This is a genomic window from Pantoea sp. NPDC088449, from assembly GCF_044753225.1.
In the GTDB taxonomy this organism is placed as follows: domain Bacteria; phylum Pseudomonadota; class Gammaproteobacteria; order Enterobacterales; family Enterobacteriaceae; genus Pantoea; species Pantoea floridensis.
The window spans coordinates 1332994-1356935 of record NZ_JBIVMT010000001.1 but is presented as its reverse complement, the minus strand read 5'-3'; the positions used below and the strand labels follow the sequence as shown (position 1 = coordinate 1356935).

General features: G+C 49.3%; 21 protein-coding genes and 2 tRNA genes. 13 read left to right on the top strand and 10 right to left on the bottom strand.

Going from position 1 to position 23942, the window contains the following annotated elements:
- The first annotated feature begins 2 nt into the window (after positions 1–2).
- Entirely contained in the window at positions 3–284 is a 282-nt protein-coding gene (locus ACIP6T_RS06430; RefSeq protein WP_345829553.1) for a DUF1315 family protein, read from the top strand.
- A gap of 35 nt (positions 285–319) precedes the next feature.
- On the opposite strand, the gene pncA is transcribed toward ACIP6T_RS06430, so the two are convergent.
- The 3 genes from pncA to sppA all read right to left on the bottom strand — a co-directional run bounded on the left by pncA (position 320) and on the right by sppA (position 3902).
- Positions 320–928: a bifunctional nicotinamidase/pyrazinamidase gene (pncA, locus tag ACIP6T_RS06425; RefSeq protein ID WP_097097164.1), complete on the bottom strand. Its 609-nt coding sequence runs from the start codon at positions 926–928 to the stop codon at positions 320–322.
- Positions 929–943: 15 nt separating this feature from the next.
- The gene (gene ansA / locus ACIP6T_RS06420; RefSeq protein WP_097097165.1) at positions 944–1957 is read right to left on the bottom strand and encodes an asparaginase; all 1014 of its coding nucleotides are present in this window, start codon (positions 1955–1957) and stop codon (positions 944–946) included.
- A gap of 85 nt (positions 1958–2042) precedes the next feature.
- Complete coding sequence (gene sppA / locus ACIP6T_RS06415; RefSeq protein ID WP_097097166.1) at positions 2043–3902, bottom strand: signal peptide peptidase SppA; 1860 nt, start codon at positions 3900–3902, stop codon at positions 2043–2045.
- A gap of 169 nt (positions 3903–4071) precedes the next feature.
- Between sppA and ACIP6T_RS06410 the strand changes: the two genes are divergently transcribed.
- The 4 genes from ACIP6T_RS06410 to ACIP6T_RS06395 all read left to right on the top strand — a co-directional run bounded on the left by ACIP6T_RS06410 (position 4072) and on the right by ACIP6T_RS06395 (position 8060).
- A complete protein-coding gene (locus tag ACIP6T_RS06410; protein WP_097097167.1) occupies positions 4072–4623 on the top strand; it encodes an NAD(P)H nitroreductase in 552 nt (183 codons plus the stop codon).
- 153 nt (positions 4624–4776) lie between these two features.
- Positions 4777–5820, top strand: a complete 1044-nt coding sequence (gene selD, locus ACIP6T_RS06405; protein WP_400456010.1) for a selenide, water dikinase SelD — start codon at positions 4777–4779, stop codon at positions 5818–5820.
- A gap of 21 nt (positions 5821–5841) precedes the next feature.
- A complete protein-coding gene (locus ACIP6T_RS06400; protein WP_345829562.1) occupies positions 5842–7764 on the top strand; it encodes a DNA topoisomerase III in 1923 nt (640 codons plus the stop codon).
- On the top strand, positions 7764–8060 hold the full coding sequence (locus ACIP6T_RS06395; protein WP_097097170.1) for a YnjH family protein: 297 nt from the start codon (positions 7764–7766) through the stop codon (positions 8058–8060). Before ACIP6T_RS06400 ends, ACIP6T_RS06395 begins: the two co-directional genes overlap by 1 nt.
- Before the next feature lie 33 nt (positions 8061–8093).
- Here the strand turns inward: ACIP6T_RS06395 and xthA are convergent, their stop codons facing one another.
- From xthA to ACIP6T_RS06370, 5 genes are all read right to left on the bottom strand, one after another.
- On the bottom strand, positions 8094–8900 hold the full coding sequence (gene xthA / locus ACIP6T_RS06390; protein ID WP_400456007.1) for an exodeoxyribonuclease III: 807 nt from the start codon (positions 8898–8900) through the stop codon (positions 8094–8096).
- Between the two features lie 118 nt (positions 8901–9018).
- Positions 9019–9103, bottom strand: a tRNA-Tyr gene (locus ACIP6T_RS06385).
- Between the two features lie 40 nt (positions 9104–9143).
- Positions 9144–9228, bottom strand: a tRNA-Tyr gene (locus tag ACIP6T_RS06380).
- A gap of 144 nt (positions 9229–9372) precedes the next feature.
- Positions 9373–10221 carry a formyltetrahydrofolate deformylase gene (gene purU, locus ACIP6T_RS06375; protein WP_097097172.1) on the bottom strand — a complete coding sequence of 283 codons (849 nt, stop codon included), beginning with the start codon at positions 10219–10221 and terminating at the stop codon, positions 9373–9375.
- A 57-nt stretch (positions 10222–10278) separates the two neighbouring features.
- Positions 10279–10734, bottom strand: coding sequence for a YchJ family protein (locus ACIP6T_RS06370; protein ID WP_097097173.1), 456 nt, complete (start codon positions 10732–10734; stop codon positions 10279–10281).
- Between the two features lie 96 nt (positions 10735–10830).
- Here ACIP6T_RS06370 and rssA point away from each other — a divergent pair, with 96 nt between their 5' ends.
- The 5 genes from rssA (at position 10831) to ACIP6T_RS06345 (ending at position 16346) form a co-directional block, all read left to right on the top strand.
- Entirely contained in the window at positions 10831–11736 is a 906-nt protein-coding gene (gene rssA / locus ACIP6T_RS06365) for a patatin-like phospholipase RssA (RefSeq protein ID WP_097097174.1), read from the top strand.
- Between the two features lie 102 nt (positions 11737–11838).
- Positions 11839–12855, top strand: coding sequence for a two-component system response regulator RssB (gene rssB / locus ACIP6T_RS06360; RefSeq protein WP_097097175.1), 1017 nt, complete (start codon positions 11839–11841; stop codon positions 12853–12855).
- Between the two features lie 193 nt (positions 12856–13048).
- Complete coding sequence (gene galU, locus ACIP6T_RS06355; protein ID WP_007892362.1) at positions 13049–13957, top strand: UTP--glucose-1-phosphate uridylyltransferase GalU; 909 nt, start codon at positions 13049–13051, stop codon at positions 13955–13957.
- Positions 13958–13980: 23 nt separating this feature from the next.
- Positions 13981–15324 carry a UDP-glucose dehydrogenase family protein gene (locus ACIP6T_RS06350; RefSeq protein ID WP_400456004.1) on the top strand — a complete coding sequence of 448 codons (1344 nt, stop codon included), beginning with the start codon at positions 13981–13983 and terminating at the stop codon, positions 15322–15324.
- A 14-nt stretch (positions 15325–15338) separates the two neighbouring features.
- Positions 15339–16346: an NAD-dependent epimerase gene (locus tag ACIP6T_RS06345; RefSeq protein WP_400456002.1), complete on the top strand. Its 1008-nt coding sequence runs from the start codon at positions 15339–15341 to the stop codon at positions 16344–16346.
- 96 nt (positions 16347–16442) lie between these two features.
- Here the strand turns inward: ACIP6T_RS06345 and hns are convergent, their stop codons facing one another.
- The gene (gene hns, locus ACIP6T_RS06340; RefSeq protein WP_097097178.1) at positions 16443–16850 is read right to left on the bottom strand and encodes a histone-like nucleoid-structuring protein H-NS; all 408 of its coding nucleotides are present in this window, start codon (positions 16848–16850) and stop codon (positions 16443–16445) included.
- Positions 16851–17263: 413 nt separating this feature from the next.
- Between hns and tdk the strand changes: the two genes are divergently transcribed.
- Entirely contained in the window at positions 17264–17884 is a 621-nt protein-coding gene (gene tdk / locus ACIP6T_RS06335; protein ID WP_345829573.1) for a thymidine kinase, read from the top strand.
- Between the two features lie 53 nt (positions 17885–17937).
- Here tdk and adhE read toward each other — a convergent pair whose 3' ends face one another.
- Entirely contained in the window at positions 17938–20613 is a 2676-nt protein-coding gene (adhE, locus tag ACIP6T_RS06330) for a bifunctional acetaldehyde-CoA/alcohol dehydrogenase (protein ID WP_097097180.1), read from the bottom strand.
- 446 nt (positions 20614–21059) lie between these two features.
- Here adhE and ACIP6T_RS06325 point away from each other — a divergent pair, with 446 nt between their 5' ends.
- Both ACIP6T_RS06325 and ACIP6T_RS06320 read left to right on the top strand, forming a co-directional pair.
- Positions 21060–21707, top strand: coding sequence for a YchE family NAAT transporter (locus ACIP6T_RS06325; protein ID WP_097097181.1), 648 nt, complete (start codon positions 21060–21062; stop codon positions 21705–21707).
- Between the two features lie 596 nt (positions 21708–22303).
- The gene (locus ACIP6T_RS06320; protein WP_400455998.1) at positions 22304–23917 is read left to right on the top strand and encodes an ABC transporter substrate-binding protein; all 1614 of its coding nucleotides are present in this window, start codon (positions 22304–22306) and stop codon (positions 23915–23917) included.
- Positions 23918–23942: the final 25 nt, after the last annotated feature.

Below are 23942 nucleotides of genomic sequence, written 5' to 3'. Positions count from 1 at the left end.
GCATGAAACAGGAACTGGAAACGATGCTGGCGGCAATGACGCCGGAAGTGTATGCGCGTTTATCTACGGCAGTTGAAACGGGCAAATGGCCGGACGGCGTCGCGCTGACGCAAGAGCAGAAAGATAACTGCCTGCAGCTGGTCATGCTGTGGCAGGCACGCCACAATGACGATCCGCAACATATGACCATCAGTAAAGGTGGGGATATGGTGATGAAGTCGAAGAAACAGCTTAAAGAAGATTTCGGTATCGAGCCCGATGTCACGCGCATCAACTTGCACTAAAAATAAAAAAGGGCTGGTTGCTCCAGCCCATATTTTCAGATTAATACCGCACCTTGCGCTTCCATCTGCGCGAACGCAATATCGCTATCATCCGGATTCAGGTTCACACCGCGGCAGCCTTCTTTAACGACCTCGACGTTGTAGCCCAGTTCTAACGCATCCAGCACGCTGTATTTGACGCAGTAATCGGTAGCAAGACCTAACATCACTAAATCGCTGATGCCTCGCTCACGCAGCCAGTTGTCGAGTTCTGTTTTGCGTCGATGTCCGTTATCGAAAAAAGCGCTGTAGCTATCGACTTCGACATCACCACCTTTGTGGAATACCGCATCAATCAGTGCGCGATCAAGTTGAGGATGGAAATCCGCGCCTGGAGTGTTTTCAATGCCGTGATCCGGCCACCAGATTTGCGCTAATCCGTTTAACTCACCTAGCGTGTAAACGGGTTCACCTGAAATGGAGGCAAAACTGCCATGATTGGCAGGATGCCAATCCTGCAATGCCACGACACACTCGCCCCGGTCATGAAACTCTCGCGCAAAGCGATTTGCTACCGCCACGGTTTGATCACCATCACGAACCGCCATTGGGCCGCCGGGGCAAAAATCGTTTTGAATATCGATAATTATCAATGCCCGTTTCATCAGTTTCGCTCCGTATTAATCTTCGGTCAGTTCGCCGCGTAAATTCTGCTGCATTTTGGCACGAATTTCCGAACTGGTAAGATTCTGGCTCAACAAAAAATGCAGTTTGGTTAATGTCGCTTCAACCGTGAGATCAAAACCACTGATGACGCCGGCATGCTCTAACGCATTACCCGTAGCATAACCACCCATATTCACTTTGCCAGACATGCATTGCGTGAGGTTCACGACGACAATGCCACGATCGCTGGCCTGTTGCAGTTCTGCGAGGAATTCAGCGTTCTGTGGTGCGTTACCCACGCCATAAGAACGCAAAATCAGCGCTTTCACCGGTTGACGCAGGAAATTACGTACCACATCCGCAGAAATGCCGGGATAGATCGTGACAACACCAATCGGCTGCGGCGTGATCGGGTGCACCATCAATTCACCATGGCCTTGCGGTGCTGCGGGCGTATTCAGGCGTTTTATATGAATCCCTGCTTCCAGTAAGGGGGGCAGATTCGGTGAAGCAAAGGCATTGAAGCCATCGGCGTGCGCTTTGGTGGTTCGGTTGCCACGAAACAGCGTGTTATTGAAGAACAGGGCCACTTCGTTGATAGGATAATTTGCTGCAACGTAGAGTGAATTGAGCAAATTTTGTTGCCCGTCAGAACGCAATTCGGCCAATGGAATTTGTGAACCTGTCACAATGACCGGTTTGGCGAGGTTCTCCAGCATGAATGAGAGGGCTGACGCGGTGAAGGCCATTGTGTCAGTACCATGCAGGATGACAAAACCATCATAGCGATCGTAGTTTTGCTTAATATCATTAGCAATCGATTGCCAATCCTGCGGCGTCATATCCGAGGAGTCCATCAGCGGCTGATATTCGTGGATAGTAAAATCGGGCATTTCAGGTCGATGGAACTCCGGCATCGTAGTTAGCTGCTGCTGGAGATGACCGGATACCGGAATATAGCCCTGCGCCGAACGCTGCATCCCGATGGTGCCGCCCGTGTAGGCCACATAGATATTTTTCTTTTGCATGAAGAAGCTCAGACTTGCCGTAAAACGCGCAGTATAAGGGGATTGCCAACGAAAAGCAGCCCGACCAGCGGCCGGGCTGTAAAGATTAGCGTACGTTGCCGCAGTTTAGGCAGAAAGCGTAGCGGTTTTGCGGATCGTTAAGATTATTAAGCAATCCCGGTTGTTCTTTCACAGCGCTCATCACATCGAGCATTGGAGCAGGGAGCCAAACCTTAAGGGCGGCGGGTAAAACGGCTTGTACCGAGGCGTTCATCTGATTTAACAGCAGATCAATCATACCCGGATCATCCTGATACCAGCTCAGCTGTGGTTTGCCGACCTTAGCCAACTCAGCGGCTTTTGCCACGGCATCATCAAAGTCGCCCAACGCATCAACCAGCCCATTGGCTTTGGCATCACTTCCGGTCCATACGTGGCCCTGCGCAATGGCGTTAATTTGCTCGGGTGTTTTATGGCGTGATGCCGCCACTAATCCAACGAAATTACGATAGCCATTCTCAATCGTCAGCTGCATCAACTGTTGTACTTCAGTCGGCAGCGCTTTAGTCGTGGCCATATCTGCCAGCGGTGAGGTGGCAACACCATCTGTATGCACGCCAATGGCGCTAAGGCTGTTTTCAACGGTGTTAATCACGCCGAAGATACCGATGGAACCGGTCAGGGTGCTCGGTGCCGCCACAATGTAATCAGCCGGTGTTGAAATCCAGTAGCCGCCAGATGCCGCCATACCGCCCATCGAAACAACCACCGGTTTACCGGCGTCGTGCGCCGCAGCCAGCTCTTCACGTATTGCCTCGGAGGCGGTAACGCTGCCGCCAGGACTATTGACGCGCAGTACGATGGCTTTGATTTTTGGATCGAGTCGCGCATCACGAATCTGAGATGCAGTGGTATCACCACCGACATTTCCGGCACTCTCTTCACCGTCCATAATGGCGCCGCTGGCGAGGATAACCGCAATGTTGCCATCCTGATTCTGAGGCGGTTGTTTAACGGTATAGTCGTAAATGCTCACGCTGCGATAATCGTTATTCGCTTTATCCCAGCCAAAGGTTTTGACCAGCTCCTGATCGGCGGCTGCGCGCGTATCAAGTACATCCACTAACTTATTATTCAGCGCATATTTCGCTGAATCGCCCTGAACGGCTTGCAGGCCGCTAATAATGCCCGCTGCGCCTGGGAACAATTGGTCGGTTGTGATCTGGCGGTTAGCCGCCACCGTATTCAGGTAGTTCTGCCAAAGCTGACCAACCCAGCGACCGTCGGCATCGCGCGCTTCGGGTGACATATCGTCGCGCAGGAATGGCTCAACGGCAGATTTATAGGTTCCGACGCGGAAAACATGTGAGCTGACTTTTAATTTATCCAGCAGCGTTTTGTAATAGAGGCCATTGGTGGCAAAACCGTGCAGATCCACCGTACCTTGCGGCGAGAGATAAACTTTGTTGGCGTAGCTGGCAATATAATATTGTGCCTGGCTATAGCTATCGCCCACAGCATAAATCGGTTTGCCAGCATCGCGGAATTCACGCAGCGCTTTACCAACATATTGCAGGGAAGGCTGATCGCCGCCGGCAAAGTCACGCAGTTCAAGCACGATGCCAGTGATGTTTTTATCCGTCTTCGCCTGGCGGATCGCATCAACCACATCAAACAGAGAGTTTTCCTGCAAACGATCGCTATTCGCGCCCAACAGCTGGCGGCTGATGCGGCTTAGACGATTACTGACGGAAGGTTTGTCGACCAGAACACCGCTCAGATCGATTTTCAGTGCACCTTGCTGGACCGGTTCATTACTGCTTGAACTGGAAACTTGCATCCAAATCCCGACGCCCGCCAGAATCAATACAATAAGAAATAAATTAAGAATAAATTCCCGAATAAAATTCAGTACCCGCCAGCTCCAGCGGAACAGACCGGAAATAATTCGCCACAGTGTGCGCATAAACTCTCCATATTCACGTAACAGGGCAGCCAGCACGCGGTCAGCCCCGATGTCGCGTTCATCCTAAAGAGCGGCGTGCGAAAAGTCAGCAGGAAATCGCGCCAGACTGTTACAAAAGATCGTGCTGTGCCAGGATTAGGCCACGCTTTTTATTCATGGGAGAAGAATAATGGATGCATTGGATTTATTAGTGAATCGTCGCTCGGCCTCACGCCTGGCAGAACCGGCTCCAACGGGTGAAGCCCTGCAAAATATTCTGCACGCCGCCATGCGCGCGCCGGATCACGGCACGCTGCAGCCATGGCGCTTCATTATTGTTGAAAATGAAGGGCGCGATCGCTTTAGCAACGTGCTGGAACAAGCCGCACGCGATAGCAACTTGGAGCAAAAAGCCATCGACAAAGCGGCTTCGGCGCCATTCCGCGCGCCGATGATCATTACTGTAGTGGCGCATTGTGAAGAGAATGCCAAAGTACCGCATTGGGAACAGTTGGCCTCTGCCAGTTGCGCGGTAATGGCGATGCAGATGGCTGCTGTCGCGCAAGGCTTTAACGGCATCTGGCGTAGCGGGCCATGGACCGATCATCCACTCGTTCGTGAAGCGTTTAGCTGCCGTGAGCAGGATGCGATTGTTGGTTTTCTCTATCTGGGTACGCCGCAGTTGAAAGCCAACACCACGGTTGTGGCACCTGACACTGCACGGTTTGTCAGTTATTTCTGACAGACAGCGGCGAGCTTATGCGGCACGTTATGCGCTGTTGCAGAGATTGCACATAGCCTGTGCGAAAGATCGAGGTTAGGCCGCGCAGCACTTACCACCAGCCTGCAGCCAGGCTAACATAGCGCCTTCTGTTTAGCGCATAAGGACCTCGCCATGAGTGAATCACTCCGTTTAACGCAGTACAGCCATGGTGCTGGATGCGGCTGCAAAATTTCGCCGCAGGTATTGGAAACCATTCTCCACAGTGAGCTGAGTCCATTTCACGATCCGCAACTGCTGGTCGGTAATGAAACGCGTGATGATGCCGCAGTGTACGATCTTGGCAACGGTACAGCTGTGGTCAGCACCACGGATTTCTTTATGCCGATCGTCGACGATCCCTTTACCTTTGGCCGTATCGCCGCCACCAATGCCATCAGCGATATCTATGCCATGGGCGGGAAACCGATCATGGCGATCGCCATTCTAGGCTGGCCCGTGAATGTGCTTAGTCCGGAGGTGGCGCAACAGGTGGTCGAAGGCGGCCGCGCCGCTTGTCAGGCAGCGGGAATCGCGCTGGCTGGTGGTCACTCGATTGACGCGCCAGAACCTATCTTTGGTCTGGCCGTTACCGGCATTGTCGATGTGGCAAGAGTGAAAAAGAACAGTGCGGCACAGGCAGGATGTCAGCTATTCCTTACCAAGCCGTTAGGGATTGGCATTCTGACTACCGCTGAGAAAAAAGGCCTGCTGCGTTCAGAACATCAATCCTTAGCGGCTGAGGTGATGTGCCAGCTCAACAACGCCGGCGCAGACTTTGCCAAACTTGATGGCGTCAGTGCCATGACCGATGTGACGGGTTTTGGCTTGCTGGGGCATTTGAGTGAAATCTGCCAGGGTTCAGGGCTGCGTGCTGAGCTGATGGCAAACAATGTGCCGCGACTGGCGGGCGTAGATGACTACATCGCTGCGGGTGCGGTACCGGGTGGCACCAGCCGTAATTTTGCCAGCTACGGTGCATCTATTTCTCCTCTTGATGATGCAACACGCGCATTGCTTTGCGATCCGCAAACTTCCGGCGGTCTGTTAGTCGCGGTTCAACCTGACGCCGTAGAAGAGTTTCAACGTTGCGCGACAGAAGCAGGTGTCACTGCCGCGCTAATAGGCGAGTTGTTTGCCGCCAACGCAGATCATCCTCTGATTACCGTAATTACCTGATGTTAAGGAACGACGCCATCCATGCGTTTGTTTATTGCTGAAAAACCTAGCTTAGCGCGTGCGATTGCCGACGTGTTGCCGAAACCGCATCGTCGTGGTGATGGTTATATTGCCTGCGGGAATGACCAGGTTGTGACCTGGTGTGTTGGGCACCTGTTGGAGCAGGCGCAGCCCGATAGTTACGACAGCCGCTATGCGCGCTGGAATCTGGCCGATCTGCCGATCATTCCTGATAAGTGGCGCTTACAGCCGCGTCCTTCGGTAGCGAAGCAGCTGAAAGTGATCGAAGGATTGCTGCAGCAAGCCAGCGTTGTGGTGCATGCGGGAGACCCCGACCGTGAAGGCCAACTGCTGGTGGATGAGGTGCTGGATTACCTGCAACTCGCGCCAGAAAAACGCCAAACGGTACAGCGTTGCCTGATTAACGACCTCAATCCTTCGGCAGTAGAACGTGCCGTCGGGCGCTTGCGTGAAAATCGTGAATTTATTCCGTTGTGCGTGTCGGCATTGGCGCGCGCACGTGCCGACTGGTTGTATGGCATCAATATGACCCGCGCATGGACCTTGCTGGGGCGTAATGCCGGTTACGATGGCGTGCTGTCAGTCGGGCGTGTACAAACGCCGGTGCTGGGCTTGGTGGTGCGTCGCGATGAAGAGATTGAGAACTTTATCCCGAAGGATTACTTCGAAGTCAAAGCACACATCGTCACGCCAAAAGACGAACGCTTTGTTGCCAGCTGGGTGCCGAGTGATGCCTGTGAGCCCTGGCAGGATGAAGAGGGGCGATTGTTACATCGACCGCTGGCGGATCACGTGCTGGAGCGTATTAACGGCAAACCTGCGCTGGTCACCGGCTATAACGATAAGCGCGAATCGGATACTGCGCCGCTGCCGTTTTCACTTTCAGGCCTGCAAATTGAAGCAGGTAAGCGTTTCGGGCTCAGCGCGCAGACCGTATTAGATTGCTGCCAGCGGCTGTATGAGACTCACAAGCTGATCACTTATCCGCGATCTGACAGCCGCTATCTGCCTGATGAGCATTTTGCCGGGCGTCATGCGGTATTGAACGCCATACAGGCACATCAGCCCAATTTAACGCCACCCGCTGATTTTAATCCTGACCAGAAGAATCGCTGCTGGGACGATAAAAAAGTGGATGCTCACCACGCGATTATCCCCACCGCTCGCGCCAGCAAAGTGAATCTTACGGAAAATGAAGCCAGCATTTATGGGTTAATCGCGCGTCAGTATCTTATGCAGTTTTGTCCGGATGCGATCTTTCGCAAATGCGTTATCGATCTCGACATCGGCGGAGGAAAATTCATTGCCAAAGCACGCTTTCTGGCTGAGGCAGGTTGGCGTGCACTGTTGGGCAGCAAAGAACGTGATGAAGAGAACGATGGCACGCCGCTGCCGGTAGTCAGCAAAGGCGATGAACTGCTGTGTGAGCGTGGTGAAGTGCTGGCAAAGCAAACGCAGCCGCCGCGTCCGTTCACCGATGCGACCTTGTTATCGGCAATGACAGGCATAGCGCGTTTTGTTCAGGATAAAGAATTAAAGAAAGTTCTGCGTGCGACCGATGGTTTAGGTACGGAAGCTACGCGTGCAGGCATTATAGAATTACTGTTCCGCCGCACTTTCCTGGTAAAAAAGGGACGCTATATTCATTCAACGGAGGCTGGTAGGGCGCTGATTCATGCGTTGCCTGAAATGGCTGCCCGTCCGGATATGACGGCGCAATGGGAGTCCACACTGACACGCATCAGTGAAAAAGCCTGCCGATATGATGAGTTTATGCAGCCGCTGGTCAGCACCTTGATTGGGCTGATTGGTGAAGCGCGCCAGCGTCCCTCGTTACAGGCCTTTCGCGGATTGACAGCGCCTGGCCCAAAAAAGAAAGCCAAACCGAAAACGGCTCGTCGCAAAACCAAGGAGACAGAGTGATGCGGAATGTAATGATATTGCTTAGTGGACTGCTGTTATGCAGCACTGCCGCGCTGGCTAATCGCCAGCCGGAAAATAATCGAATGGGAAATACCGATGTCGTGGTAGATATGCCGCCAGAAGTCTGGACACAGGGACAAAATAATCGGCAAAGCAACTGCATGCAATGCTGTACCTATGAGAACCGCAGCTATTCAGAAGGGGCGGTAGTAAAGGCGGAAGGTGTATTACTGCAGTGCGGACGTGATGAGAAAGCGATAGGCACCAATCCGCTTATCTGGAAGATCATCAAATAAAAGCGCGTGGCGTAAAAACGCCACGCTGCTGTATCACAGCTTGAATGTTGACCAAACCGGTGCGTGATCCGACGGCTTTTCCATACTGCGAATGTCGTAATCAATGCCACTATCAACACAGCGCGAGGCCAACGGTTGGCTCGCTAACAGCAAGTCAATGCGCAGTCCACGGTTATCATCGAAGCCTTTTGAACGGTAATCAAACCATGAGAAACGGTCGTTGGTTGCTGGGAATTTATCGCGCCAGGTATCAACCAGCCCCCACTGCAGTAAGCGATCCATCCATTCCCGCTCTTCTGGCAGGAACGAACACTTCCCGGTACGCAGCCAACGTTTGCGATTATCCTCACCGATGCCGATGTCAAAATCAGTGCTGCTGATATTCATGTCACCCATGATTAACACCGGTTTATCAACGGCCAGCTGCTGCTCAAGATAGTTCTGCAAATCGCGGTAGAACTTCTCTTTGGCCGGGAATTTGGTCGGATGGTCGCGACTTTCACCCTGAGGGAAATAACCATTGATTACGGTAATATTACCGATAGAACTCGGTATTTCCGCCATGATCAAACGACGCTGTGCTTCTTCGTCATCACCTGGGAAACCACGACTCACGGTAATTGGTTCAGCTTTAGTCAGCAGCGCGACACCATAATGTCCTTTTTGCCCATGATAGAACACGTGATAGCCCAGTTTGCTAACGTCTTCGAGCGGGAACATATCGTCATGCACTTTGGTTTCCTGCAAGCCGATGACATCTGGCTGATGCTTTTCAACTAATGCTTCTAATTGGTGCGGGCGTGCGCGCAAACCGTTGATGTTGAAGGAGACAAATTTCATTTCGCTGCCATTTTTATCCGCAAAAGAGTGTCGGGATGGTAACGAGTTTTTCGGCAAAAGTCATGGTGCGTAGCGGGAGAAATCAACAAGTAAAGCGAAAGGGAGGGAAGACATTGGATGGTGGTGGGAGAAGGATTCGAACCTTCGAAGTCTGTGACGGCAGATTTACAGTCTGCTCCCTTTGGCCGCTCGGGAATCCCACCAGGGATGTTACATATTGTGGCTTCAGGGAGACGATTCAGATGGTGGTGGGAGAAGGATTCGAACCTTCGAAGTCTGTGACGGCAGATTTACAGTCTGCTCCCTTTGGCCGCTCGGGAATCCCACCACTGGCCTGAATCATTGCCTCTTAAAGCGGGGCGCATCATACCAAATGCGCTCAGCCTGTAAAGCACCGTCACTGAAAATAAAAATCGTTTGCCCACTTTTTATGCGTGGCGCTGAAGAGTTGTGCAGTTCAGCGCCAAAGCGGTTAAAGAATGATCGTGCGGTTGCCGTAAACGAACACACGCTGACCCAGCACTTTATACAGTGCGCGGCTCAATACATTCTTCTCTACATCACGTCCAGCACGCATCATCTCTTCTGCGGTATAGCTGTGATCGACGTTGATAACGTCCTGCATGATGATTGGACCTTCATCAAGGTTATCGTTCACATAGTGCGCGGTTGCGCCGATGATTTTCACGCCGCGCTCATACGCCTGATGATACGGACGTGCGCCGATGAAAGCCGGCAAGAAGGAGTGGTGAATATTGATGATCTGATTAGGGTAGCGCTGCACGAAGGCCGGTGTTAATACGCGCATGTATTTGGCCAGCACCACGTAATCCGGCTGATAGCGGTCAATTTCGTCTGCCATACGGTTATCGTGTTCTTCGCGCGTGTGGCCTTCATGACTCACCATCACAAACGGAATATCGAAGCGTTCGACCAACGAGCGCAGCGTTTCATGGTTACCAATGACCGCCGCAATCTCCATATCAAGACCGCCAAAAGCGCTTTTCATCAGCAAATCGCCCAGGCAATGTGCCTCTTTGGTGACCAGAATGACAACACGACGACGGCCTGCGCTCTGTAATTCACGCACTGATCCTGCTGGCAGTGCACCATCAAGATCGGCCAGCAAGGTGTTGTCGTTGAAAATACCTTCCAGCTCAGTGCGCATGAAAAAGCGCCCGGTACGGTGATCGACGAACTCATTATTTTGCACAATATTGAGCTCGTGCTTGTAGCAAATATTAGTAATTTTGGCGATCAGACCTTTCGCATCTGGGCAAATGGTACGTAATACTTTTCGTTGGATGGTTTGCGCTTGCATCTCGATCAGAGTCCTGTCAAAGCGATGAATGGTAAAGCCGTTGTGTATCTGTCCAGATTAGCCACAACATTTTTTGTATTTTTTATCGGAGCCACAAGGACAGCGATCGTTACGTCCCAACTCAGGTGTTGTTCCGTCTACATAGTACCAGCGTTGATCCTCGCGAAGAAAGCGTGAACATTCATAGATCGCCGAAGTACGGCCTTTTTCGAGGTATCGCGCAAAAAACGTTACGAAGGCTTCATTCTCATGGCTTCCTTGATTACAACAAGTTACATTCAAACCCAGCCATTCAGTACCGGAAAAACTTTCGGATAATAACGTCTCGAGATCCGCCACCCGTTTACTGGAGTGCCAGGTTGCAGCCAGCCAGGCAGCATTTTTAACAACATAGGCGGTGTAGCGTGAGCGCATTAATTGCTCAGCACTTAATGGGTTCGCTTGTCCAATCAGAAAGGGCTGACAACATAAGCTATACTCCTTTCCGCTGCAGCAAGGGCACTTTTCAGACACGTCATCTCCTGGAAGTGATTAAAGTAAATTAAAGCGTGCGCTATGGTAGCCGACTGTCAGGCGTGATGCTACGCAACAAGCCAATCACGAGGTGAGATGAGAAAAGTAAGGATCGGGCTGGCACTGGGTTCAGGTGCCGCTAAAGGTTGGGCACACATTGGTGTTATTAATGCGTTAGAACGAGCAGGCATTGAAATCGATGTCGTGGCGGGTTGTTCAGTCGGCGCGTTGGTTGGCTCAGCCTATGTGAATGGCCGGCTGGGTGTGATGGAAAAATGGGTGAGCGCATTCCGCTATTGGGATGTCATCCGTCTAATGGATCTCTCGTGGCAGCGCGGTGGTTTGCTGCGGGGGGATCGGGTTTTTAGCCATATCCGGCAACTCATCCCAAACGAGTTAATTGATGGATGCGATAAACCTTTTGGCGTTGTGGCAACCAATCTCAGTACGGGAAGAGAGGTGTGGTTAACGGAGGGCGATTTACATCAGGCTGTGCGTGCGTCCTGTAGTATGCCAGGCTTACTACCACCTATCGCTTACAATGGATATTGGTTGGTGGATGGTGCAGTAGTGAATCCCGTACCCATCTCATTAACCCGCGCGCTAGGTGCCGACATCGTTATTGCTGTGGATCTCCAGCATGACGCACACCTGATGCAGCAAGATTTACTTTCAGTGACACCGCAAAGCGGTGAAGAAGCGGCGGCAGTTGAAGCGCTGAGTTGGGGAAAAAAATTGCGTCAGCGCATTGTGGGTTTGACGCAACGCCGAGCTACTCAAACGCCGGGTGCGATGGAGATTATGTCTACGTCCATCCAGGTACTGGAAAATCGCCTGAAACGTAACCGCATGGCGGGCGACCCGCCGGATGTGCTGATTCAGCCGTTTTGTCCTCAAATTTCCACATTGGACTTTCATCGTGCAGAAGAAGCCATCGCGGCTGGCAAGGCCGCCGTTGAGAAAAAAATGGATGAACTATTACCGCTGGTCCGTAGCAGATAGTCAGGTTGTTCATTCACAGGTGTTGCTACTTCAGCCAATTCTGAAAGGCGCAACTGCATTTTATGAACCACTATTGAATTATCTGGTACGCAGGGGGAGAGAATGGAGAAACCGCTAATCGGCAAAAAGATTCTCATTGTCGAAGATGAGGTCGTTTTCCGTTCATTAATTGACAACTTATTGACCAACTTGGGCGCCAGCACATTAGCAGCAGGTGATGGTCTCGATGGCTTAACACTATTATCCGCGCAGTCGGTGGATTTGGTTGTCTGCGATCTTGAAATGCCGCGTATGGGCGGCATTCCATTTGTTGAGCGTATTCGCAGCCGCGGCAATAACGTCCCCATACTGATTATCTCGGCAACGCAAAATATGGCTGACATTGCCCATGTGCTGCGACTGGGGGTACAAGATGTGCTCCTTAAGCCGCTAAAAAACCTTGAACGCTTCAGAGAGGCGGTTTTTGAGTGTCTTTATCCCTCGATGTTCACGTCGAAAGTCGAGGAGGACGAGCAGCTTTTCCAGGATTGGGATGCGTTAGTCAGCGATCCCCTTGCCGCCTCCAAGCTGCTAAAACAGTTGCAACCACCCGTGCAGCAAACGATCGCCAATTGCCGCATTAACTACCGTCAGTTGACGATGGCAGAACAGCCGGGTTTAGTGCTGGATATTGCGGCACTGTCTGATAACGATCTTGCTTTCTACTGTCTTGATGTTACCAGGGCAGGTGACAACGGGGTTCTGGCCGCACTTTTATTGCGGGCGTTATTTAATGGCTTGCTACAGGAACAATTATCCGGTCAGAAACAGCGATTGCCAGAGCTTAATGGATTATTACGTCAGGTTAACATGTTGCTGCGGCAGGCCAATTTGAGCGGACAATTCCCGCTATTAGTTGGCTATTACCATCGTCAGCTCAAGAATCTGATTCTGGTTTCAGCTGGGCTTAATGCGACGTTGCATATTAATACTCATCAAATTCAACTCAGTAATGGTGTGCCGCTTGGTACTATGGGTAGCACACATCTCAACCAAATCAGCCAACGTGCCGATGCCTGGCAGTGTCATATCTGGGGCGCCGGTGGGAGGCTTCGCCTGATGCTATCAGCGGAAGAATAACCCATCGGATTAAAATTTTTCGCGGGTTGAAGACAGGACCAGGGGCAGGCTTTACACTTGGGTAATAGTCTTAAATTCCGCGGATTAACTCCATCCAGGATAAATCCGTCTGATAGTAACTGGTATACTCATTTCGTTTTTAAACCGACATATCAAGTATTAACTTGAACGGCCTATTAAGAGAGGTATTTAGATGTCTGCCTATAAGACTAAAGTAAAAAAAGCGGTAATCCCTGTTGCAGGTCTTGGTACGCGTATGCTGCCTGCGACGAAAGCTATTCCAAAAGAGATGTTACCGCTTGTCGATAAGCCGTTGATCCAGTATGTCGTGAATGAGTGCATTGCAGCAGGCATTAATGAGATTGTGCTGGTTACACACTCTTCTAAAAACGCCATTGAAAACCACTTTGATACCAGTTTTGAATTGGAATCAATGCTGGAAAAACGTGTTAAGCGCCAACTATTGGATGAAATCCAATCTATCTGCCCACCGCATGTCACCATCATGCAGGTTCGTCAGGGCATTGCTAAAGGTTTGGGCCACGCGGTGATGTGTGCACATCCACTGATTGGTGATGAACCTTTCGCCGTTATCCTGCCCGACGTAATCATTGATGAATACGAATCTGATCCAACCAAAGACAACCTGGCAGAGATGCTGACTCGTTATGAAGAGAGTGGTCGTAGCCAGATCATGGTTGAGCCGGTTGCGGATGTCACCGCTTATGGTGTGGTTGACTGCCAGGGTGCCGATCTTGCCCCAGGCCAGAGCGCACCAATGGTTGGCGTCGTTGAGAAGCCAAAAGCTTCTGAAGCCCCGTCAAACCTGGCTGTGGTTGGACGCTATGTGTTATCTGCTGATATCTGGCCGCTGCTGGCGAAAACACCTCCAGGTGCGGGTGGCGAAGTTCAGTTGACTGACTCCATTGCTATGCTAATGGAAAAAGAGACGGTAGAAGCCTATCACCTGAACGGTGTAAGCCATGACTGCGGTAACAAACTGGGTTACATGCAGGCTTTTGTTGAGTACGGCGTTCGTCATCCAGTGTTGGGTAAAGATTTCACCCAATGGCTTGAAGGCGCAGTAGGCAATAAAAAGTAACTCAATAAACACAGGATAATTCAATGAAAGTCACTGTATTTGGTATCGGCTATGTCGGTCTGGTTCAGGCTGCGGTGTTAGCCGAAGTCGGACATGACGTTCTCTGTATTGATGTCGACGAAAAGAAAGTCGAAAACTTGAAGAAAGGTCATATTCCGATCTTTGAACCGGGCCTGACGCCGCTCGTAATGTCAAACTATGAGTCTGGTCGCCTGAAGTTCAGCACCAATGCGGAAGAGGGCGTAAATCATGGTGTAATGCAATTCATCGCTGTGGGGACGCCTCCCGATGAAGATGGCTCTGCCGATCTGAAATATGTGACCGCAGTTGCGCGCACCATTGCACAGCACATGAACGATCATAAAGTCGTTATCGACAAATCCACTGTGCCCGTTGGTACTGCGGATCGGGTTCGTGCGGTAATGACTGAAACCCTGCAGAAACGCGATGTAAATATTGCTTTTGACGTGGTTTCTAACCCGGAATTCCTCAAAGAAGGTGCTGCAGTTAATGACTGTATGCGTCCGGAGCGCATCGTGGTTGGTACTGACAACGATGAAGTTGTTGAATTGCTGCGTGAACTTTACGAGCCGTTCAATCGTAACCACGATCGTATGATCTTGATGGATATCCGCAGTGCAGAGCTGACGAAGTACGCAGCGAACTGTATGTTGGCCACCAAAATCAGCTTTATGAATGAGATCTCAAACCTGGCTGAGCGTCTGGGAGCCGACGTTGAGAAAGTGCGTCAGGGAATTGGTTCTGATTCACGTATCGGCTATCACTTCATCTATCCTGGCTGTGGCTATGGCGGTTCGTGTTTCCCGAAAGACGTACAGGCGCTGATTCGCACTGCTGAATCAATCGGTTACACTCCACGCCTGCTGCAGGCCGTTGAGGACGTTAACGACTCGCAGAAGAACAAACTGCCGACTTTCATTAAGCGCCATTTTGGCGACGATCTGCGCGGCAAAACGTTCGCTCTGTGGGGACTGGCGTTCAAACCTAATACGGATGACATGCGTGAAGCATCCAGCCGTGTGCTGATGGAAACGTTATGGGAAGCTGGCGCAACAGTTCAGGCATTTGACCCGGAAGCGATGGATGAAGCTCAGCGCGTTTACGGCCATCGTGATGACCTGAAATTGATGGGCACCAAGGAAGCTGCGCTACAGGGAGCAGATGGCTTAGTGATTTGCACCGAATGGCAAAACTTCCGTGCACCAGATTTCGATGTCATCAAGACCGCGTTAAAACAACCCGTGATTTTTGATGGTCGTAACCTGTATGATCCAGAGCGTATCAGCAAGCGCGGCTTTACGTACTATGCAATCGGCCGCGGAGCGTCTATTCAAATCGTAGAATAAATAATGAGGGATGTATGAAGTTTCTGGTCACCGGCGCGGCAGGTTTTATTGGATTTCACGTCAGCCAGCGCTTGCTGGCAGTGGGTCACCAGGTTGTCGGTATCGATAACCTGAATGACTACTATGATGTCAGCCTTAAGCAGGCCCGTTTAGATCAGAATGCTACACATCCCAATTTTATATTCGTAAAAATGGACCTGGCGGATCGCCAGGCCATTTCTTCTTTGTTCGCAGAACACAAATTTGAGCGTGTAATTCACTTAGGCGCGCAGGCTGGCGTACGTTATTCAATTGAAAATCCCCACGCTTATGCCGATGCTAATTTAATCGGTCACCTCAATATTCTTGAGGGCTGTCGCCATCATAAAATTGGCCACTTGCTATATGCTTCATCCAGTTCAGTTTATGGTCTGAACCGCAAAATGCCTTTTTCAACGGATGACTCCGTTGACCATCCTGTTTCACTGTATGCGGCCACAAAAAAAGCTAACGAGTTGATGTCGCATACTTATTCGCATCTCTATCAACTGCCAACCACTGGATTACGTTTTTTCACTGTTTATGGTCCATGGGGACGCCCAGATATGGCGCTTTTCAAATTTACGCGTGCGATGTTAGCAGGTGAGAAAATTGATGTTTATAACAATGGTCAAATGACCCGCGACTTTACCTATATTGATGATATAGCCGAAGCGATTGTTAGATTGCAGGATGTTATCCCGCAGCCAGATGAAGCCTGGACTGTAGAAGCAGGCTCATCGGCAAGCAGTTCTGCGCCTTATCGTGTTTACAACATTGGTAATAGCCAGCCAGTCAGTTTAATGACATATATTGAATCGCTGGAAAAAGCGCTGGGAATTGAGGCAAAGAAAAATATGCTGCCAATGCAACCTGGCGATGTGTTGAGTACCAGTGCTGATACGCAACCGCTTTATGAGGCGATTAATTTCCGTCCGCAAACCGGCGTAGAGAAGGGTGTCAAAAATTTTGTTGATTGGTACCGAAGCTTCTATCAACAATAAATCTCTATGAAAAAAGGAAGCCTTTGGCTTCCTTTTTCTTATCTGGTGTAAAGTGAACGCGCTCTTCACTAATCACAATTCGAAGCACTGGAGAGATTACAGCAGGAAATCGTCCAGTTTTTTACCTTGTTCTTCAATAGCTTTTTTAATCACAGCAGGCGTACGTCCCTGACCGGTCCACGTGCGGTTGTCACCGTTCTCATCAACATAGGAATATTTAGCTGGACGAGCAGCACGCTTGGTTTTACCCGGTGCTTTCGTTTCAGATAAAGCCTGCAATAGCTCATTTGGATCGATGCCATCCGCAATCAACATCTCACGATATTGTTCCAGTTTGCGATTACGTTCTGCATTTTCCGCTTGTGCATGGGAATCTTCTTCACGACGCTCGTTGACCACAACTTCGAGCTTTTCCAGCATCTCTTCTAATGTTTCCAGAGAGCATTCACGAGCTTGTGCGCGCAATGTACGGATATTATTAAGAATTTTAAGTGCTTCGCTCATTGTCCTAATCTCAAAATATAATAAATGGGAGTGGTTCTGCCAACTCATAATAGTGGTGCAAAAAAATAACTGCAATAGCCAGATTTAAAAGCAAAACGTAAATTAAAAAATAGAGGTGGGTTTTGAACGCTGCGCAAAATATATTTACGCGTTTTGTAACTTTCTTTGGTAGTGATTTTGTACGGTATGCTTGGCATTCCGTGAATTCCTTCACGTCAGTGGTAATAGTAATGAATCAAATATTAGCGCATGAACTACTTTATCAAATTGTGCTATGTTCGTAATGTAGACATCTAAAGAGTGTGTTGCTGTTGTTAAATTGAGCAGATGATAAAAATAATGCATCGCTACAGCTTTACAACTTTATGGTAAACTGCGGCGCAACGAATATAGGTTGCGATGAGATTCTTCTAATGGCCCAACTTTATTTTTATTACTCTGCGATGAATGCAGGTAAATCAACGGCTCTACTACAATCTTCCTATAATTACCATGAGCGCGGTATGCGTTCACTGGTTTATACCGCAGAAATTGATGATCGCTTTGGTGCCGGCAAGGTCAGTTCACGCATCGGACTATCGTCTCCGGCTTTTTTATATAACGCTAACACGCAACTGGATCAGGAAATAGCCAACGAGCATGCTAAGCAACCCGTGCATTGCGTGCTGGTCGATGAAAGCCAGTTCCTCACGCGAGAACAGGTTAGGGCATTGTCTAATGTAGTAGATAATCTGGATATTCCCGTATTGTGCTACGGCTTACGTACGGACTTCCGCGGTGAGCTATTTATTGGCAGCCAATATTTACTGGCTTGGGCTGATAAACTTGTCGAGCTAAAAACCATCTGTCACTGTGGCCGTAAAGCTAGCATGGTGTTACGCCTCGATGCCAACGGAAAGCCTTTCAGTGAGGGGGAGCAGGTCGTAATTGGTGGCAATGAACGTTATATCTCTGTGTGCCGCAAACATTATAAACAAGCTATTGATGAAGGCTCATTAAGAGCGATATATGGGACACAACAACCGCAGGCTTAGTTTTTAGGCAGATGAAAAAACCCGCCGAAGCGGGTTTTTTAAGTTAAAACTATTTAGGCTTTTTTGGTTTTCTTCTCGATTTTCACTTCTGCTTTTGTCTCAGCAGCTTTTTCACTGTAAGACTCAGAGAATTCACGACCGTAGAAGGTATCCAGCATAATTTGTTTCAGTTCAGCAATCAGCGGATAGCGTGGGTTGGCGCCAGTACATTGGTCATCGAATGCATCTTCTGCCAGTTTGTCTACTTTCGCGAGGAAATCAGCTTCCTGTACACCCGCTTCGCGGATAGAGGTTGGAATTCCCAGCTGTGTTTTCATCTCTTCCAGCCAGGCCAGCAGTTTTTCAATTTTCTGCGCGGTACGGTCGCCTACAGCTGAAAGTCCCAGATGATCGGCCACTTCAGCATAACGACGGCGTGCTTGAGGGCGGTCATACTGGCTGAAAGCCGTCTGCTTAGTTGGATTGTCATTCGCGTTATAACGAATCACGTTTGAGATAAGCAGCGCATTAGCAAGGCCATGCGGGATGTGGAACTCAGAACCCAGTTTATGCGCCATAGAGTGACATACTCCAAGGAATGCGTTAGCAAACGCAATACCCGCGATAGTCGCTGCATTGTGAACACGCTCACGTGCAACCGGATTTTTAGCGCCGTCACGATAGCTGGCAGGCAGGTTCTCTTTCAGCAATTTCAGCGCCTGAAGTGCCTGACCATCTGAATACTCATTGGCTAATACTGACACATAAGCTTCAAGTGAGTGTGTCACCGCATCAAGGCCGCCAAATGCGCAGAGAGAACGCGGCATATCCATCACCAGATTAGCATCAACAATTGCCATGTCTGGGGTTAGTGCATAGTCTGCAAGCGGATATTTCTGGCCTGTTGCATCATCAGTAACTACCGCAAATGGAGTCACTTCAGAACCTGTACCAGAGGTGGTGGTGATGGCAACCATACGTGCTTTCACCCCCATTTTTGGGAACTTATAGATACGTTTACGGATGTCCATAAAGCGCAGCGCCAGCTCTTCAAAATGCGTTTCAGGATGTTCGTACATGACCCACATGATTTTTGCAGCGTCCATCGGTGAACCACCGCCGAGGGCAATGATCACGTCAGGTTTGAAACTGTTCATCTGTTCCGCGCCTTTACGCACAATGCTCAGCGTTGGATCTGCCTCAACTTCAAAGAACACTTCAGTTTCAATGCCGTGTGATTTCAGTACGCGAGTAACTTGATCGGCATAACCGTTATTGAACAGGAAGCGGTCAGTAACGATGAAGGCGCGTTTAGCCCCGTCAGTTGCCACTTCTTCAAGGGCAATCGGCAGTGAGCCGCGACGGAAGTAGATAGACTTCGGAAGTTTATGCCACAACATATTTTCAGCTCGCTTGGCCACGGTTTTCTTGTTGATGAGATGTTTAGGTCCCACGTTTTCAGAAATGGAGTTACCCCCCCATGAACCGCAGCCCAGTGTCAGTGACGGAGCCAGCTTGAAGTTATACAGGTCACCGATACCGCCTTGTGACGCTGGGGTATTGATAAGAATACGAGCGGTTTTCATTTTATCGCCGAAGTAGTGTACGCGCTCAATCTGATTATCCTGGTCGGTATACAGACATGAGGTATGTCCAATACCACCCATAGTTACCAGTTTTTCCGCTTTATCAACGGCGTCGTGGTAATCCTTAGCGCGATACATGGCTAATGTCGGTGATAATTTTTCATGCGCAAACGGTTCAGACTCGTCTACCAGCTTCACTTCACCAATAAGAATTTTGGTATTTGCCGGTACGGTAATCCCCGCCAGTTCGGCAATTTTCGCTGCTGGCTGCCCTACAATGGCGGCATTCAATGCACCATTTTTCAGGATAATGTCCTGAACGGCCTTCAGCTCCTGGCCCTGCAACAGATAACCACCGTGACTCTCAAAGCGTTCGCGTACAGCGTCATATGCTGAATCAACCACAATAACAGATTGTTCAGAAGCACAAATCACGCCGTTATCAAAGGTTTTCGACATCAGAATTGATGCAACTGCACGTTTGATGTCGGCTGTTTCATCAATCACGACTGGGGTATTGCCCGCACCAACGCCAATGGCAGGTTTGCCAGAGCTATACGCCGCCTTCACCATGCCTGGACCACCGGTGGCAAGGATTAAATTGATATCTGGGTGATGCATTAATTGATTCGACAGTTCAACCGATGGGGCATCAATCCAGCCAATGATGTCTTTCGGTGCACCTGCAGCGATTGCAGCTTGCAGAACAATATCAGCCGCTTTATTCGTGGCATCTTTTGCGCGCGGATGTGGGGAAAAGATGATGCCATTACGGGTTTTCAGGCTAATCAACGCCTTGAAAATAGCAGTAGAAGTTGGGTTAGTGGTGGGTACAATACCGCAGATTAAGCCAATGGGTTCGGCAATGGTGATGGTGCCAAAGGTGTCGTCGGTTGCAAGGATACCGCAGGTCTTTTCATCTTTATAGGCATTGTAAATGTACTCTGAAGCGAAGTGGTTTTTGATCACTTTATCTTCAACAATACCCATGCCAGATTCGGCGACGGCCATTTTGGCCAGTGGAATACGGGCATCTGCAGCGGCGAGGGCGGCAGCGCGGAAAATTGCATCCACTTGTTCCTGACTAAAATTAGCGAATTCACGCTGTGCCTTTTTAACACGCTCTACCAGTGCATTAAGTTCGGCAACATTAGTAACGGCCATAGTGCTCTCCTGAAGGAAGTTAAACTCTTTTAGTAAACAAGCCTGATCCAGAAGTATAGTCACGTTAAGCTTATAAATTGCTCAAGTTAACGACTGTATTGTCTTTGCTTACTAAAAGGGTTTCCTGGTCAAGATGCCTAAACGCTCCGGAAGTGGTTTCGATGGGGTAAGATTACCCCTGTTGAGGTAGGTAAATAATGATTTGGATCAATTCGAACCTAAGCTGACACCTTTCAGCACTAACTTTCGCAAGTAAAGTTAGTGTGCTTTGCCACATTCTCTGAACGCTCAAGCTGCATCGTTATAACTTTTGAGTAACAGTAGTCAGATAAACTGGTTATGACCGGGACAGGTAGCATAATTTTCTGCCTTTACCTCTGGTTTTACGCCCGGCTTTTGCACTACATTAAGCGCGATTTTCAATTCAGACCTTACCGGAGCCCACTTTGAATCCCGTACTACTCGATCTTTCCGGCTACATTAAGTTTTTTGTCGGGTTGTTTGCCTTAGTGAATCCGGTGGGCATCATCCCGGTTTTTATCAGTATGACCAGCTACCAGGGTGTAGCGGAGCGCAACAAAACCAATCTTACGGCAAATTTGGCCGTCGCCATCATTCTCTGGACTTCCCTTTTTCTCGGGGATGGCATTTTACATGTCTTTGGTATCTCAATTGATTCGTTCCGTATTGCGGGGGGAATCTTGGTTGTCACCATAGCGATGTCGATGATCAGCGGGAAGCTCGGGGAAGATAAGCAAAATAAGCAGGAGAAGTCTGAGAGCGCCATTCGTGAAAGTATTGGCGTGGTGCCACTGGCCTTACCATTAATGGCGGGGCCCGGTGCGATAAGTTCAACCATTGTATGGAGCACGCGCTATAACAGTTGGCAAAATTTACTTGGCTTAAGTATTGCGATTGCCATTTTTGCTTTTAGCTGTTGGCTTCTTTTTCGTGCTGCACCTTTAATGGTTCGGTTACTTGGTCAAACGGGGATTAACGTCATTACGCGTATCATGGGCTTATTATTAATGGCTTTAGGTATCGAGTTTATCGTAACTGGCATGAAATCGATTTTTCCTGGACTCCTTAACTGACCCCACAGTTATTTTTTTTGTAACGCCGCATGTTTGACCCAAAATGGTGCGCGCAAGTGATTAATTGCACCATTTTGGTTATTTTATTCTTATTGCTAAAGTCATCGCAGCCATCATCACTTTTACTACTAACTTTTGTAGCCCGCATCTAAAAGCGCTTCAATATTGTGATAATTATCACAGATAAATCTTCTGCCTAATTCGTACTAATTAGCATGTCTAAAAGGTTATTCGCCAATTCAATAACGAATAGTAGGGATGATGAGGAGTTATATGGTTATATTGGAATAACTTATTAAAAAATAGCTAAGATGGATAGATTACATGCAAAATCATCAAAAATTATTTTAAAATCAAAAAATTAGATGATAATTCTGGATAAAAATTAACTCTTTCACTGCATGTCCGATCGTGATAAAAGAGAATCTGCTAACATTTTTGCAGTTTAGCTTTGGCGCGCGGGCAACGGTTCTGATAATTTCGGCTCATCCACAAATTTTTTATCTGATAGCGACAAATGTGTACGCTTTTTGCTTACATCCTATCAGGCTTATGAGTAAGGTTGATATTTGTTGATGAAATGCATGGTAGCGAAAATGGCTGCACCTTCGGTGCTAGCCTTATGCCTTGCGGGAATACTGGCACAGAGCCAGGCAGCACAAATCCCGGCTGGTACCCCATTATCAGATGTGCAACGGATTGTTATTAATAATGGCAGTGAAGTAGCAACATTAGATCCGCAAAAGGCAGAAGGCGTGCCTGAATCGAATGTCATGCGTAATTTACTGGAAGGGCTCGTTGAAACCGACAATAACGGACAACTGGTGCCAGGCGTCGCCAGTTCGTGGCAAAGTGACAACGGCCGTATTTGGACTTTTACGCTGCGCAACGATGCGCGATGGAGTAATGGCGAACCGGTAACCGCGCATGACTTCGTTTATAGCTGGCAGCGTCTGGCCGATCCTAAAACCGCGTCGCCCTACGCCAGCTATTTGCAAACTGCACACCTTGAAAATATTGACGCTGTTCTATCTGGCAAAGCTGCGCCTGGTGAACTCGGCGTTAAAGCTCTCGACGACCATCACCTTCAGGTTACCCTTTCTGAACCCGTTCCCTATTTTGTTGCCATGCTGGCGCACAGTGCCATGAAACCGGTTTATCGTCCGGCCATTGAGCAGTGGGGTGAGCAGTGGACACAGCCGAATCACTATGTAGGCAATGGCGCTTTTACATTAAGTGAATGGGTGGTGAATGAAAAAATCGTAGTTAAACGCAATCCTGACTATTGGGATAATGCACATACCGTAATCGAGGAGGGTGTGTTTTTACCGCTCTCCTCGGAAAATAGTGATATTAATCGCTATCGCAGCGGGGGGACCGATATGACTAACAGCGCGGTCCCGCCAGAGATGTTTAAAAAACTGCAGCAGGATCTCGGCGACGAGGTCAAAGTCAGCCCTCTTTTATGCACGTTTTACTATGAAATTAATAATAAAAAAGCGCCTTTCAATGATGGGCGGGTGCGTGCCGCTTTGAAGTTAACACTTGACCGCGACATTATTGCGCAAAAGATTATGGGGCAAGGACAAATTCCTGCCTATGGCTTAACACCGCCGTTCACCCATGGCATTACACTTTCTCCTCCTGCCTGGGCACAACAAACCCAGGCAGAGCGAAATGCCATGGCGAAAGAATTATTAGCGCAGGCGGGTTTTAACCCACAAAATCCGCTGCGTTTTACGCTGCTGTATAACACATCTGAGCAGAATAAGAGGCAGGCGATCGCTGCAGCATCAATGTGGCAAAAGAATCTCGGTGCTGTGGTCACATTACAGAATCAGGAGTGGAAAACGCTACTTGAAACGCGGCATCAGGCGCAGTACGACGTGGTCCGTGCAACCTGGTGCGCCGATTATAACGAACCGTCAACTTTCCTGAATATGTTATTAAGCGGTTCGTCGATTAATACGGCCTTTTATAACAGCCCAGAATTTGATCAATTAATGAAGCAAACACTCATGCATTCGGATGAAGCAGGCCGTGCCTCGCTTTATCAGCAGGCGGAAGCGCAACTCGATAAAGACTCGCCCATTGTGCCAGTCTATTACCGCGTAAGCGTGAGACTGGTTAAGCCTTGGGTTGGCGGCTTCACCGGTAAAGACCCGCAGGTTATGCTGGCGTTGAAATACTATTACATAAAGAAACATTGAGTAATGTATCGATCCGACGCTACAG